Origin of the sequence: Streptomyces sp. WAC 06738 (assembly GCF_003945505.1) — a bacterium.
Lineage (GTDB): Bacteria > Actinomycetota > Actinomycetes > Streptomycetales > Streptomycetaceae > Streptomyces.
On the sequence record NZ_CP029618.1, the window covers coordinates 5,704,997 to 5,719,266 of the forward strand.

A 14,270-nucleotide genomic window follows, 5' to 3' on the forward strand; every position below is an offset into this window, starting at 1 on the left:
GAAAGCTGCGGTGGCACGACTGAATTCGCTGTAAACCCGGAGTCAGTGCAACGGGAGACTTCGGGGGAATCTCTACCTACCAGAAGGTGGATGCCAGGCATGTCGACTCTTTGCAAGCCAGCGGTGAGCGTGCCGGAGTACGTCATCACTATGGAAGAGACCCTGGAATTCGCCAAGAAGGTACACGCGGGAAAGCCGCAACTTCCGTTGGCGCTTCGTCTCATTCAGAAGACCGGGGTACGGAAAAGGCACATCGTCCAGCCCATCGAGAAGACGCTCGACCACCCGGGCCTGGAAGAGCGTAACCGGGTCTACGAGGTCGAGTCCAAGAAGATGACCCCGCCGGTCATCGAAGAGGCCCTGGCGAACGCGGACGTGACCGCCCAGGACATCGACGCGATCATCTACGTGTCCTGCACCGGGTTCCTCATGCCGTCGCTGACCGCGTGGCTGATCAACACCATGGGCTTCCGTTCCGACACCCGGCAGATCCCCATCGCCCAGCTCGGCTGCGCCGCGGGCGGCGCCGCCATCAACCGCGCCCACGACTTCATCCGCGCGTACCCGGACAGCAACGTCCTCATCGTCTCCGCCGAGCTGTGCTCGCTGTGCTACCAGCCGGAGGACGACGGCATCGGCTCGCTGCTCTCCGACGGCCTGTTCGGCGACGCCGTCGCCGCCGCCGTCGTGCGCGGACGCGGGGGCACCGGCGTCACGCTGGAGCGCAACGCCTCGTACCTCATCCCGGAGACCGAGGAGTGGATCTCCTACGCGGTCCGCTCTACCGGCTTCCACTTCCAGCTCGACCGCCGGGTCCCCGGCACCATGGAGCCGCTCGCGCCGGTGCTGCGCCAGCTTGCCACGAACCACGGCTGGGACGTCGAGAAGCTGGACTTCTACATCATCCACGCCGGTGGGCCGCGGATCCTGGACGACCTCAGCAAGTTCCTCAACACCGACCGGCACATGTTCCGGCACAGCTGGTCGACCCTGACCGACTACGGGAACATCGCCAGCGCCGTCGTGCTGGAGGCACTGCGCCGCCTCTTCGAGGAGAACGAGGTCCTGCCCGGCGCCAGCGGCATGATCGCCGGCTTCGGCCCCGGCATCACCGCCGAGATGTCGGTGGGCAGTTGGGTCACCGACGGGGACAACGAGCACGCGACCGGCACGCCCGTCGCCGCCGCCATCGGCTGAGCGGCTCCCCGGCCCGCCCGCGAGCGTCTCGTCACACACCACGAAGGGTAGACCGTATGACCAGCCTGATCGTCCCACCCGGTCAGGGACGGAAGCTCGTCACCAAGGCGCAGGAGGTGACCTTCAAGGTCACCGGCGCGGACAACGGCTTCGCCTCGACCTTCGAGGTCATCGTGCCGCCCGGCTTCGACGTCGGCGCGCACGTGCACGAGGACTCCAAGGAGTTCTTCTACGTCCTCGAAGGCGAACTGGAGGTGTTCGCCTTCGAACCCGTCACCCGCACCGGGGACACCTGGCACAACTGGGAATCCCCGGAGGGCGTCAAGCCGCTGCGCGGCGGCCCCGGAAGCTGCATGTTCGTGGACAGCGGGACCCCGCACGCCTTCCGCAACCCCACGGACACGCCGACGCGCATGCTCTTCCAGAGCTCGCCCCCGCCGGACCACGAGCGGTACTTCGAGGAGCTCTGCGAGATCTTCTCCGCCGGCGAGACCGTGGACCCCGTCGCCGTGCAGCAGATGCGGGAACGCTACGACGTCAACCAGATCACGCCGCTTCGCTACGGGTAACCGGTCTCCGAAAGCGCCACCGAGAGGGCACGATGGACAGCATTCCCCTGGTTCACGCGAGTTTGGGCAAGCAGGAGCTGGCCGCCGTCGAGGAGGTGTTCGCCTCCGACTGGACGGCCGGCCAGGGCCCGCGGGGCAAGGCCCTCGAAGCCGAGCTGGCCCGCCGCTACAGCGTCGCCGACGCCGTCGCGCTGAGCAGCTGCGCGGCCGCCCTCCACCTCGCCCTGCTCGCGCTGAAGGTGGAGCCCGGCGCCGAGGTGATCGTCGCCGACTACACCTTCCCGGCGCCCGCCCACGCGGCGCGCTACGTCGGCGCCACGCCGATGTTCGCCGACGTACGCGCCGACACCGGCACCGTCGACCCCCAGGCCGTCGCGGACCTCATCGGCCCGCGCACCGCCGGCATCATCGCGGTGGACACCGTCGGGCTGCCCGCCGACTACGCGGAGCTGAGGCAACTCGCCGACCGCCACAACCTGTTCCTCATCGAGGACGCGGCCTGCGCGATCGGCGCGACCTACCAGGGCCGCCCGGCGGGCTCACTGGCACCTGTCGCCTGCCTGTCCTTCCACGGGCGCAAGGGGATCACCAGCGGCGAGGGCGGCGCCCTGCTCGCGGAGGACCCGGCGATCGGCGCGGACGTGCGACTGCGCTCGTCGTTCGGCATCGGGAGCATCTTCGACAAGGCCCGGGTCATCGGCCTGCCGATCCCGATCTTCACGGACATCGGCTACAACTACAAACTGTCCGACATCTCCGCCGCGATCCTCCAGGTGCAGCTCGGCCGGATCGAGGAACTGCTGGACCGCCGCAACCTGGTGGCGGCGCGCTACGCCGAACTCCTCAAGGACGAGGAGCTGGTCACCGTGCCGCACGTGCCGGCGGACCGCACCCACGCCTGGCAGTCCTACCTGCTGACGCTCGACCCCGGCGTCGACCGCGCCGGCGTCGCCGCCGACCTGCGCGCGCAGGGCATCGGCTGCGGCCACGGCACCTGGGCCAGCCACCTGCAGCCCGCGTACGAGACCGACCAGACCTGCCCCGTCTCGGCGGACCTCTCGCAGCGTCAGCTCGCCATCCCGATGCACGCCGAGCTCTCCGTCGACCAGGCCGAGCGCGTCGTCGAGGCGCTGCGGGCCGCGCTGCGCAACAACGTCAGCTCATCGCGGCGCTACGAGGCGTCCTCCGCGTCCCGCACGAAGACCTCCGCCGCCGGCCGGCAGGCCAGCAGACCGGCAAGGGAGGAGCAGCATGAGTGAGGGCCGACCGACGTCCGATCGGATTCTGCGCCTCATCACGGGTTACTGGGCCACCGGCATCGTGGGTACCGCGTCGAAGTACGGGCTGTTCACCCACATCGAGGACGGTGTGCGGACCGTCGACGGGCTCGCCGCCCGCGCCGAGCTGTCCACCCGCGGCACCCAGGCCCTGCTTGACGGGCTGGTCAGCATGGAGCTGCTCGAACTGCGTGCGGGTGAGTACCACAACACCGAAGAGGCCGCCACCTACCTGGTGGACCACCGGCCGACCAGCCTGACCGGTTTCGCCCAGTTCAAGATGGGCCACATGGACTCCCTCGCGGACCTGCCCGAGGTGGTCCGCGCCGGCGGGCCGCTGTCCACCTCGGTGGTCGGGGTCGTCGACAACCCGTACTGGGAGGCGCTGGTCCAGGCGCTGGCCGCGACGTCCCTGCCGGCGACGGAGATCGCCGCCGACGTCCTCGGGATCGCCGGCGCCGGGGAGATGTCCCTCCTCGACATCGGCGGCGGCTCGGGTATCTACTCCCGCGTCTGGCTGCAGCTCAACACCGCCGCCCGCGCCACCCAGCTCGACTGGGCGCCGATCAACCGCATCGCACGCCGGCTGCTCGCCGAGCACGGCGTGGGCGATCGCGTCGATTACATCGACGGCAACTTCCACACCACCGATTTCGGCGGGTCCGCGTACGCCCCCTACGACTACGTCGTGTACTCCAACATCGCGCGCCAGGAGGGGCCGGAGGAGAACATGGCCCTCTTCGACAAGGCCAGAAGTGCCCTGAAGCCCGGCGGCACGCTGGTCGTCGCCGACTACGTCGTGGACGACGACCGCGGCGGCGGCCCGCGGTACGCGCTGCAGTTCGCCTCGGAGATGCTTCTGAAGAGCACGCACGGCAGCACCTGGCGGCGGGCCGACTACCACGCCTGGCTCACCAAGACCGGGTACGAGGAGATCACGTTCCAGCCCACCCCTTCGCCCACCACACTGATCTTCGCCCGCTGAGGGACGAGCCGGCCGTGTGCATGGGGGAGCGGGACAGGTTATCGGCGGAGGGAATGCAGTGAGCAGCCCTGTTGGCAAACGAGCGGACGTCTCGGCGCGCACGTGGCCGTCGGTCGTTCCCGGCACCTCCCGTGAAGCGACGCCATGAGCGCCGGCGCCGTAGTGGCAACCAAGGAGGAGGAGGCGGAGCTGGGACTCGCCGGCTTGTTCGCCGGCCGGATGACCAGCCCGGCCGGGTACATCGGAGCCACCCCCACGTCGCTCATCGGCCGCACCCGCGACCTCGACCGGCTCGCCACCGTGCTCTCCGCGCCCGACGCAGGTCTGGTGACCGTCACCGGGCCGGCAGGGGTGGGCAAGAGCCGGCTCGTCATGGAGTACCTCCGCCGCTTCGGGCCAGGGCCCGGCGGTACCGTCGAGGTGTTCGACTTCGGCCGGATCACGGACCCCGCCATGGGCGCGCTGATGCTGCGCCGGCTCAGGGAGCAGCTCCACGAGGGCCCCGCCGCCGTCCAGTCGGCCCTGGAGGGCCTCGGCCCCGGGCCCCACACCGTGCTGTTCGACCACTACGAGGATGTCGCCGATGAACTGGCGCCACTGCTCACGGAGTTCCGCAGGAGCTGCCCGCAGGTACGGGTGGTCACGGTCGGCACCACCCGCCTCGGGCTCTACGGCGAGCGGGTCGTACGGCTGCGGCCGCTGCCGACCGGGCACGGCGTCGAGGCCGACCTCCCGGCGGTCTCGCGGATTCCGGCCGTCGAGCTGTTCGTACAGTACGCGCGGGCGGTACGGCCCGAGTTCAAGCTGACCGCGGAGAACTTCCGCTACGTACTGGACCTCTGCCGGCTCGTCGGCGGGCTGCCGTTCGCCATCGAGCTGGCCGCCGAGCAGGTCAAGCTCGCCGAACCCGACCTGATCCTGGAGCGCTTCGAGCGCGGCACCGGCGACCTGCGGCGCATCGACCGGCACCCGTACTCGCGGCACTCCAGCATCTCCGGGATGGTCTCCTGGGTGCTCGCCCGGCTGCCCGCCGAGGAACGGATGCTCCTCGACCAACTGGCGATCTTCGAGGGCCCGTTCACCACCCGCGCCGCGGCCGGTGTGCTCACCGGCTTCGACGCCGCCGGCTACCGGACGCTGGAACGGCTCATCGACGCCAGCGTGCTCATCCCCGACGAGCGCCCCGACGGCGAGCTGAGCCTCAGCATCCCCAGCTCCGTACGGCACGCCGCGGCCCGGTCGCTGGCCCTGCTGCCGATCCACGAGACGCTGCGCAAGGCACACGGCGAGTACTTCCTCGCGCTCGCCACGCCCCACCCCACGCCGCCCGAGCCGGGCGCCCCGTCCGCCGGTCCGCGCGCCGCGCCGGGACCGGAGACCCGGGCGGATCTGCTCGCCGCGTTCGGCTACTGGCGGGAGGCCCGCGAGGGCCGGTTCATGGCGCTGATCGCCGGCGCGCTGCGCGATCAGTCCACCGGCGCCGCCCAGACCCGGCAGTGCCTGCGGCTCACCGAGGAGGTGCTGCGGGCCGGCGTCGAGGACGCCCGGCTGCACGCCAGGACGCTGGAGGCCGCCGGCGAGCTGGCGATGCGGCTCGGCTCCGGCGCGGCCCGCGGCTATCTCGCCCAGGCCCGCGACGCGTACCGCGCCGTGCACTACGACGTCGGCCTGGTGCGCTGCCTCGGGCTGCTCGGCGACGAGGCGTACGCCGCCGGGGACCTGGAGCGCGCCCGCCGCCGGTTCGAGGAGGGGCTGGCCGTCCTGGCCTCTCCCGCCCGCGCGGGGGTCACCGGTGACACCGCGGTCGGCGTCGGCCGGTACCTCAGCCGGCGGCTCGCCGTGGTGGCGCGCGACGCGGGCAACCTGGCCCGCGCCGACGAACTGGCCCGTACCGCCCTGGCGGCCGAGCTGGGCCGCGAGGACTTCGGCGACGCGGTCACCGCCCGCTACGTCCTCGCCTCCGTCCGGCTGCTGGAGCAGGACTCCGCCGAAGCCCGGGCGCTCTTCGCGGACGCCGCCGAGCAACTCGGCGGCCTCGCGGACGCGCCGGAGCAGCCCGAGTGCCTGGAGATGCTGGCGATCGCGCTGTACAAGTGGCGCCGGATCACCGACTGGCGGCTGCTCACGGCGACGCTGGGCCTGGCCAACCTGCTGCGCCGGCGGCTCGGCCACCCGCGCCCGCGGCCGCTGACCGACCTGACCACGGCGATCCTCGCCACCGCCAGCCAGGAGCTGACCGCCGACGACTACATGTGGGCGTGGCGCTCCGGCGCCGACCTCACCTGGGAGGCGGCGCTGCGTCTCATGCCCGCCGCGGACGCGCGCCCGGTGGCCGGGGACGACGTGCCCACCGACGTGGCCGACATCCTCACCAAGCGGGAGCTGGAGGTCGCCCTGCTGGTGGCCGAGGGGCTGACGAACCGGGTCATCGCCCGCCGGCTCGGCATCGCCGAGTGGACGGTCGTGAACCACCTGCGCAAGGTGATGCGCAAGCTCGGCTGCCAGTCCCGGGTACAGGTGACCCGCCGGCTGGCGACCGGCTGAGGCCGGCGGCGGAAGGCGGGTACCGCACCCCGCCTTCCGCCCGCCCCGCCCCGACCCCGGGCGTTCACGCGGTGTTACGTGATCCGTACACGCCCGTGCTGACACCGTGTCGAGCCGCGCCGTACGATCCGTTACCGGGGGACGGGAGAGCTGCGTCACGTCAGGGGTGGGGGAGACTCGTGCGACGACGGCCCGCGGGGTGCGCCGGATCCGTGCTGCTCGCCGCCGTGCTCGCCCTCGCGGGCTGCACCGGCGACAGTGGGAAGCCCGCTGACGGCCCGGCCCGGGCTTCCGGTACGCGGGGCGATCCGGCCCCGGCGCCGACCTCCGCGCTCGACGCCGACCCGGCGAAGGCGCCGCGGGACGAAGCCGCCGCCCGCACCCTGATCGACGAGGTCATCGCGGAACCCGCGCTCTTCGGCCCCGAGGCGGTCGCGGCCACGCCGTACGAGAGCGACCCGGGCGGCTGGTCGGTCCTCGGCGACGACTGCGTCTGGCGCCGGGAGCCGCTGCCCGGCGACGTACTGGCCACGCTCTCGCGGCACTTCGAGGTCCCGCCCGCGGCGGGGAAGGGCACCGCCCGGCTGGTCGCCGTGGTCACCGTGCACCGCACCGCCGAGGAGGCGGACTGGGAGAACGCCGGGATGCTGGAGGAGATGCTCCGCTGCCCCGAGCAGCGACTCGGCGCGGGCGAGCGGCTCACGGACCTGATCTCCTCCGCCTCCTACTACGGCGACTCCGCGAACCTCTACGCCGACGACGTGCTGCGCGAGAGCGGCGACTACCGGGGCGCGGGCGCGGCACCCGTCCCGTACGCCTGGATGCAGATGCGGCTCGGCCAGGTCACCGTCTCGGTCTCGGTCAGGGCCGGGCGCGGGTACGACATGACCGAGGCCCAGGACATCGGGCGGGAGGCGGGGGTCCGGATGCTCCGGCGGGTGGCGGACGCGCTCGGGCGCGACGGGACCGGCGGCAAGAGCGGCAAGAGCGGTGAGGGCGCCGAGGGCAACGGCGCGGAGGGGAACGGCCGGTGACGGAGCAGCTCACGCCCTCGGATCCGGTACGGATCGGCGGCCACCGCCTCCTCGCCCGGCTCGGCGCCGGCGGCATGGGCGTCGTCTACCTCGGCCGCGCGGAGACCGGCGAGCTGGCGGCCGTCAAGGTGATCCGCCCGGAGTACGCCGCCGAGACGGACTTCCGCGCCCGGTTCCGCCGCGAGGCCGCCGCCGCCCGGCGCGTGCGCAGCCCGTGGGTGGTGCCCGTCACCGGCGCCGACCCGGAGGCCGAAGCCCCCTGGCTGGCCACGGCGTTCGTGCCGGGCCCCGCGCTCGCCGAGGCCGTCGCCCGCTGCGGCCCGCTGCCGGAGCGCGGCACGCGGATACTCGGCAAGATCCTCGCCCGTGCGCTCGCGGCCGTGCACGCGGCCGGGCTCGTCCACCGGGACGTCAAGCCCGGCAACGTGCTGCTCGCCGTCGACGGCCCGCGGCTCATCGACTTCGGCATCGCCCGCTCCCCGGAGGAGACCGCGCTCACCTCGCCCGACGCCGTCGTCGGCACCCCGGGGTTCCTCGCGCCCGAGCAGGCGCAGGGCCGGGAAGTCGGCCCGGCGGCCGACGTGTTCGCGCTGGGCTGCGTGCTGGCGTACGCGGCCACGGGACGCCCGCCCTTCGGCACCGGCGCCGTGGACGCGCTGCTGTACCGCACGGTGCACGACGATCCGGACCTGGCCGAGGTCCCCGACGGCGTACGGGACGTGGTGCTCCGCTGCCTCGCCAAGGACCCGGCCGCCCGCCCGACCGCCGCCGAACTCGACGAGGCCCTGGTCGAGGACGCGCCCGAGGGCACCGCGGAGTGGCTGCCGGACGAGGTCGTACGGCTGATCGCCGACCGCTCCGCCGCGACGCTGGCGCTGCCCGACATCGACGCCACGGCGGCCACGGCACCCGAGCCGGGCCGCGCCGCCGGCCGCCGCCGCTTCCTCGCCCTCGGCGCCGGCGGCGCCGTGCTGCTCGCGGCGGGCGGCGGCGCGGCGCTCTGGGCGGGACTGCGGGACGACGGATCGCCGGGCCCCGCCGCGCGCCGGTGGATCCTCGGCGTCCAGGCCGACCTGAGCGGGCCGCAGCAGGCGGCGGGGCGGGCGCAGGAGCGGGGCGTGCGGCTGGCGGTCGAGCAGTTCAACGCCCGGGAGCGCCGGCCCTTCGAGGTGGAGGCCGTCGTCGCCGACGACCGCGGCGACCCCGCGGAGGCCGAGCGCGCCGCGCGGCGGCTCGCGGCCGACCGCGACGTGCTGGCCGTCGTCGGCTCCACCGGCGACAAGACCACCGGCGCGGCCCTCGGCCCGTACGACGAGCGGCGCGTCCCGCAGCTCACGGTCTCCTCCGCGCAGGGCGTGTACGGCACCGCCTCCCGCCGCTCCCTGCTCCAGACCGTGCCGACCTACGGCACCACCAGCCTGCCGGCCGCGCTGATGCTGAAGGCCGCGGGGGTGCGCCGGCTGGGCATGGTGATCGACCGGGCGGCGGGCGAGTTCGCGTGGGAGGAGGGCCATCTCGCGTACCGGACCGTCGGGCTGGTGGAGATCGAGGTGCACCCGCGGGTGGTGCCGCGCAGCGCGGCCTCGCCCGTCGCGGTCCTCGCGGACCTGCTGGACTGGGAGCCGGACGCCGTCTACTACGCGGGCGGCCCGCGGCGCGGCGCGGACCTCGCGCGCGGGCTCGCCGACCGTGGCTTCACGGGCGTACGGATCCTCGGCTACCCGGCCGCCGGGCCGGAGTTCACGGCGCGGGCGGGCGCGGCGGCGGACGGCTGGGAGGTGTACGCGCCGTACATCGACCCGGGGGCGAAGCCGGTCGCAAAGTTCGCCGCGGCGTTCCGCGAGCGCTACGGGCGGGCCCCCGGGCGGTGGGCGGCCGAGGCGTACGACGTGACGCGGATGGTGCTCGACCGGCTCACCGAGGCCGCCGGGGGCGGCGGCCGGCCGGCGCGGGCAGAGCTCTTCGAGCTGCTGGCGAAGGGCACGTACCGCGGGCTGGTCCGGGAGTACGCGTTCCAGGACGGCTATCTGCAGGGCGTCGAGATGTTCCACTACCGCGCCGCGGACGGCCGCTTCGGCTACGCGGGCCCCGCGGACACGGGCGAGTGAGGGGGCCCGGGCCGTGCGCGCGCTGACCTCCGCGGACCCCGAGGCCATCGGCGGCCACCGGCTGCTGGCGCGGCTCGGCGCCGGCGGCATGGGCGTGGTCTACCTCGCCCGGACGCCGGGCGGCGCGCTGGTCGCGCTGAAGGTGATCCGCGCGGAGCACGCCGCGGACCCGGACTTCCGCACCCGCTTCCGCCGCGAGGTGACGGCGGCGGGCCGGCTGCGGGGCCGCTGGCTGGTCCCGGTCGTCGCGGCGGACGCGGAGGCCCGGGAGCCCTGGCTGGCCACGGAGTTCGTGCCGGGTCCCACGCTGACGGAGACGGTGGACGGCCACGGGCCGTGGCCGGAGCCGGCGGTGCTGCGGCTGGGCGGGTACCTGGCCCGTACGCTCGCGGACGTCCACCGCGCGGGCCTCGTCCACCGGGACGTCAAGCCCGGCAACGTCCTGCTGACGCTCGACGGCCCGCGGCTCATCGACTTCGGCATCGCCCGCGCGCCGGGGGCCACGGCCCTGACGGAGAGCGACGTGGTGATCGGCTCCCCGGGCTACCTCGCCCCCGAGCAGGCGCGTACGGGCGCGGCCGAAGTCGGCCCGCCGGCGGACGTGTTCGCCCTCGGCTGCGTCCTCGCCTACGCCGCCTCGGCCCGCCGCCCCTTCGGCACCGGCAACCCGGCGGCGGTCGTCTTCCGCACGGTCCACGAGCCCCCGGATCTGACCGGAGTCCCGGAGGGGACGCTGCGGAGCTGGGTGGAACGGTGCCTGAGCAAACCCCCGGAGGACCGCCCGACGGCGGCGGAGCTCGCGGCGGCCCTGGAGCCGGCGGGGGAGGAGCCGGGTCCCGCGGGCGGCCCGGGGGAGACCGTCGCGGACCCCGGGAGCTGGCTGCCGGGTGCGGTGGTGCGGGTGGTCGCCGAGCGGGCCGCCCGGGCGCTCGACGTTCCCCCTCCGGGCCGGGACACCCTCGTCACCGACTCCCCGCCGGCCGCGGCCCCCACCCGGCGGCGGTTCCTGGCGGCCGGAGGGGTGGCGGGGGCGCTCGCCGCCGGGGGCGGGCTGCTCGCGTACGGGCTCGGCCGGGGCGGGACTTCGGCCGGGGGCTCCCCTCCGGTGCACACCCTCGGGCTGCACGCCGACCTCAGCGGGCCGGGCAAGGAGACGGGCCGCGCCCATGAGCGCGCCGCACGGCTGGCCGTGGACCGGCACAACGCCCGCGACGGCACCGGGTTCCGCCTCGCGCTGGACGTCGCCGACGACGGCGGCACCCGCGACGGCGCGGCGCGCGTCGCCCGGCGGTTCGCGGACGGCACCGCCGTACGGGCCGTCCTCGGACCGACCACGGCCGCCGGCACCCGCGCCGCCGCGGGCGTGTACCGGGCCGCCGGGCTCGGCTTCGTGCTCGTCGGCGTCGACGGCGCCGGCGTCCCGCAACCCGCCGCGCACACCATGGACACCCTCTGCGTCACCCGAGCACCCGAGGAGTTGCTGGCAGCGCCGCTCCTCCGGTATCTGACGGACGACCGCCCCGTCCGCCGCACCGCCGTCGTCCGCGACGAGGGCCGCGAGGCAGCGGACTTCTCCCTGTCCCTCGGCGAGAATCCGCCCAACGACGGCATCGTCACCGTGCACGACACGGATGACGGCATCGCCGCCGCCGTCGAAGCCGCCGTCGCCCGGGACGCCGAGGCCGTGATCTACGCCGGCGTGTCCCCGGAGCGCGCCGCGCGGTGCGCCCGCGCGATGGCCGCCGCGGACTTCGCGGGTCCGCGCGGCGGCACCTGGCGCACGATGACCCCGGCCTTCCTCGAGGCGGCCGGCGGCACGGCCGGAGGCTGGCTCTGCGCCGCCCCGTTCAGCGACCCCGCCGCACCGCGGGACTTCGCCGCCGCCTACCGCGCCGCGTACGGCACGACGCCGCCGCGCTGGGCGCCCGAGGCGTACGACGCGGTGGGCCTGATCGCGGCGGCGATCGCGCGGCAGAAGAGGACCGCGACGGACGGCACCGTCGACCGCGGGGCCCTCGCGCAGGAGCTCTTCCGGGAGACGTACCGCGGCGTGGCCAAGGAACTGACCTTCGCGCAGGACGACACGCACCAACTGGAGCCGGGGGGATCGCTCTTCCTCTACCAGGCCCGCGGCGACACGTTCGCCTTCCTCGGCCCGTACGGCTGAGGGCGGTCCCGACGAGGCGCCGCCCCCGTCCGCTACACCTTCCGCGCCACCGCCGCGTACTGGGACACCTCCGCGTCGAGCAACTCCGTTCCGCCGTCGGCGTCCGGGGCCCTCTCGGGCTTCCAGCGGTGCGGGGGGACCAGGCCCGGAGGGACCAGCTCAAGACCGGCGAAGAAGGGTCTTATCGACTCCTTCGCGCGCAGGGTCAGGGGGATGCCCTGCCGGTGGTAGATCTCCTGGATCTTCCCCATGCCCTCGGGGTTGAAGTCGGGGGTGGCGTGCGACAGGGCCAGGAAGCTGCCCGGGGCCAGCGGCTTGAGCAGCGTCTCCATGATCTCGTGGGGTGCGTCGCGGTCCGGGATGAAGTGGAAGAGCGCGTTGCAGCAGAGCGCGACCGGCCGGTCGAGGTCCAGCGTGCCACGTAACTCCGCCGCGTCCAGGATGGTGTGCGGCGCGGTGACATCCGCGTGCAGATAGGCGGTGCGGCCCTGCGGCGTGCTGGTCATCAGCGCCTCGGCGTACCGCAGCACCAGCGGGTCGTTGTCGGTGTAGACGACCCGCGCGGCCGGGTTGGCGTCCTGCGCGACCTGGTGGAGGTTGGGTTCCGTCGGTATGCCCGTGCCGATGTCGAGGAACTGGTCGATGCCCGCCTCGGCGGCCAGCCAGTGGGTCGCGCGGCGCATGAACGCCCGGTTGACGCGGGCGGCGGTACGGGCCTGGGGCCAGACGGAGAGCACTTGCCGGGCGGCGGTGTGGTCCACCTCGTAGTTGTCGTGCCCGCCCAGGATGTAGTCGTAGATGCGGGCGGGGTGCGCCCGGGTCTGGTCGACGCGGATGGGGTCGGCGGTCTCGTCGGTCACCTGCTCAGTCCGTTTCGGTCGTGCCGGCGCTCGGCGGTGGGGGCGGCGTACGGGACGCGCGCGGGGCGGCGGCCGGAATGCCCGTTCAGGAGAGCAGGAAGTCCGCGTCCCCGTTCTTGATGCCCGCGATGAACGCGCGCATCTCGTCGGCGGTGTAGATCAGCGCGGGACCGTCGTCCGCGGTGCTCTGCCGCAGCGCCACGCGGCCGTCCGCGAGCCGCTTCGCCTCGACGCAGGCGTCGCCGTTGGGGCCGCTCCACGGCTTGTCCCAGCCGTCGGCGCCCAGCTCGCGGGCGGGCATGCCGTTGTACACCTGCCCCCCGCCCGGTGCGCCGGTGCGGTGGGCGTCGTTCGTCCCGTGGGTGTGCGCCATCTTCATACTTCCTTCCGGATGTTGGCGATGATGTTCTCGGTCTGGTGTGCCGGCGGTGCCTGGGTGGATATCCGGTTGAGGGCCTCCAGGCACTGGGAGACCAGCGCGGTGTCCTCCACGTAGGCGGGGCCGGTGAGGCTCTCGCTGTAGCCGAAGTCGCCCAGCTCCGGGGCGGGGAAGCGCAGCAGGTGCAGCGGCCCGTACATGGCGGGGTGCGGGCCGGTGTCGAACGGGAGCACCTGGAGGGTGACGTTCGGCATCCGGGCGACCTCCACCAGCCGGTCGAGCTGCGCCCGCATCGTCTGCGGTCCGCCCACGGTGCGGCGCAGGGCCGCCTCGTCGACGATGGCCCACAGCCGCAGCGGCTTCGGCTCGCGTATGAGCAGTCCCTGGCGCTCCATCCGCAGGGTGACGCGGCGCTCGCGCTCGCCCGCGGCCAGCGGCAGGTGCCCGGCGGAGAGCAGGGCGCGGGCGTAGTCCTCGGTCTGCAGCAGTCCCGGCACGCAGTGGGGTTCATACGCGCGGATGAGGGTCGCGGCCGACTCCAGGCTCACGTACAGGCCGAACTGCTCCGGCAGGACGTCGCGGAACCGGTGCCACCACCCGGGCTTGTTGGCCTGCTCGACGAGGTCGAGGAAGGACTCGATGTCGTCCTGCGGCAGACCGTAGGTGCGCAGCAGCTTCTCCACGGAGGCGTACTTGAGGCCGACTTCGGCCTTCTCCATGCGCCGGACGCTGGTCGCGTTCACGCGCAGCGCCCTGGCGGCCTGCTCGGGGGTGAACCCGGCGCTCTCGCGCAGGTTCTGCAGGCGGCGGCCGAGTACGAGCTGGCCGGCCGTGGGGGCCGACGGGCCTGATATGGCCGTCGTGCCCGCCTCGCCGCCGGCTCGCGCCATCGCGTCTGCACCTCCCGGGAACAACTGTGGGGCGTTGTCGGTGGGTTTGCCGGTGCGCAGTGTGCCACGCCACTTCGATCGTTCGCAGCGTTATGCATTCCCGCATGTGCAGTCTGCAAAACAGCGCTTGCGATCTGTGACCGGCCCACGCATAGTTGGCGAGTGACGCCGTTCACACGGCAGACGCCCGCCCACGTGCGAAGCTCCGGGGCGGTCGGACGCCGTGTTCCCCCTCGACGGACGTACGGAAGGCATCCGGC

11 protein-coding genes are annotated in these 14,270 nt (G+C 73.9%); 8 read left to right on the top strand and 3 right to left on the bottom strand.

The window, feature by feature from the left end; all coding sequences use genetic code 11:
- Positions 1-99 precede the first annotated feature (99 nt).
- The 8 genes from DMB38_RS25295 (at position 100) to DMB38_RS25330 (ending at position 11,881) form a co-directional block, all read left to right on the top strand.
- On the top strand, positions 100-1,197 hold the full coding sequence (locus tag DMB38_RS25295) for a type III polyketide synthase (protein WP_206337740.1): 1,098 nt from the start codon (positions 100-102) through the stop codon (positions 1,195-1,197).
- 56 nt (positions 1,198-1,253) lie between these two features.
- On the top strand, positions 1,254-1,766 hold the full coding sequence (locus DMB38_RS25300; protein ID WP_125937085.1) for a cupin domain-containing protein: 513 nt from the start codon (positions 1,254-1,256) through the stop codon (positions 1,764-1,766).
- Between the two features lie 32 nt (positions 1,767-1,798).
- Positions 1,799-3,025 (top strand): DegT/DnrJ/EryC1/StrS aminotransferase family protein, encoded by a 1,227-nt coding sequence (locus DMB38_RS25305; protein WP_125937086.1) that lies wholly within the window; start codon positions 1,799-1,801, stop codon positions 3,023-3,025.
- On the top strand, positions 3,018-4,028 hold the full coding sequence (locus DMB38_RS25310; protein ID WP_125937087.1) for a class I SAM-dependent methyltransferase: 1,011 nt from the start codon (positions 3,018-3,020) through the stop codon (positions 4,026-4,028). Before DMB38_RS25305 ends, DMB38_RS25310 begins: the two co-directional genes overlap by 8 nt.
- Positions 4,029-4,172: 144 nt before the next feature.
- Positions 4,173-6,572: a LuxR C-terminal-related transcriptional regulator gene (locus DMB38_RS25315; RefSeq protein ID WP_240662457.1), complete on the top strand. Its 2,400-nt coding sequence runs from the start codon at positions 4,173-4,175 to the stop codon at positions 6,570-6,572.
- Positions 6,573-6,751: 179 nt separating this feature from the next.
- Positions 6,752-7,606 (top strand): hypothetical protein, encoded by an 855-nt coding sequence (locus DMB38_RS25320; protein WP_240662458.1) that lies wholly within the window; start codon positions 6,752-6,754, stop codon positions 7,604-7,606.
- Positions 7,603-9,714, top strand: a complete 2,112-nt coding sequence (locus DMB38_RS25325) for a bifunctional serine/threonine-protein kinase/ABC transporter substrate-binding protein (protein WP_125937088.1) — start codon at positions 7,603-7,605, stop codon at positions 9,712-9,714. Before DMB38_RS25320 ends, DMB38_RS25325 begins: the two co-directional genes overlap by 4 nt.
- A gap of 13 nt (positions 9,715-9,727) precedes the next feature.
- The gene (locus DMB38_RS25330; RefSeq protein WP_125937089.1) at positions 9,728-11,881 is read left to right on the top strand and encodes a bifunctional serine/threonine-protein kinase/ABC transporter substrate-binding protein; all 2,154 of its coding nucleotides are present in this window, start codon (positions 9,728-9,730) and stop codon (positions 11,879-11,881) included.
- Positions 11,882-11,913: 32 nt separating this feature from the next.
- On the opposite strand, the gene DMB38_RS25335 is transcribed toward DMB38_RS25330, so the two are convergent.
- The 3 genes from DMB38_RS25335 to DMB38_RS25345 all read right to left on the bottom strand — a co-directional run bounded on the left by DMB38_RS25335 (position 11,914) and on the right by DMB38_RS25345 (position 14,010).
- Positions 11,914-12,741: an SAM-dependent methyltransferase gene (locus DMB38_RS25335; protein WP_125937090.1), complete on the bottom strand. Its 828-nt coding sequence runs from the start codon at positions 12,739-12,741 to the stop codon at positions 11,914-11,916.
- An 85-nt stretch (positions 12,742-12,826) separates the two neighbouring features.
- A complete protein-coding gene (locus DMB38_RS25340; protein ID WP_240662459.1) occupies positions 12,827-13,114 on the bottom strand; it encodes a DUF397 domain-containing protein in 288 nt (95 codons plus the stop codon).
- A 2-nt stretch (positions 13,115-13,116) separates the two neighbouring features.
- Entirely contained in the window at positions 13,117-14,010 is an 894-nt protein-coding gene (locus tag DMB38_RS25345; RefSeq protein WP_125937092.1) for a helix-turn-helix transcriptional regulator, read from the bottom strand.
- Positions 14,011-14,270: the final 260 nt, after the last annotated feature.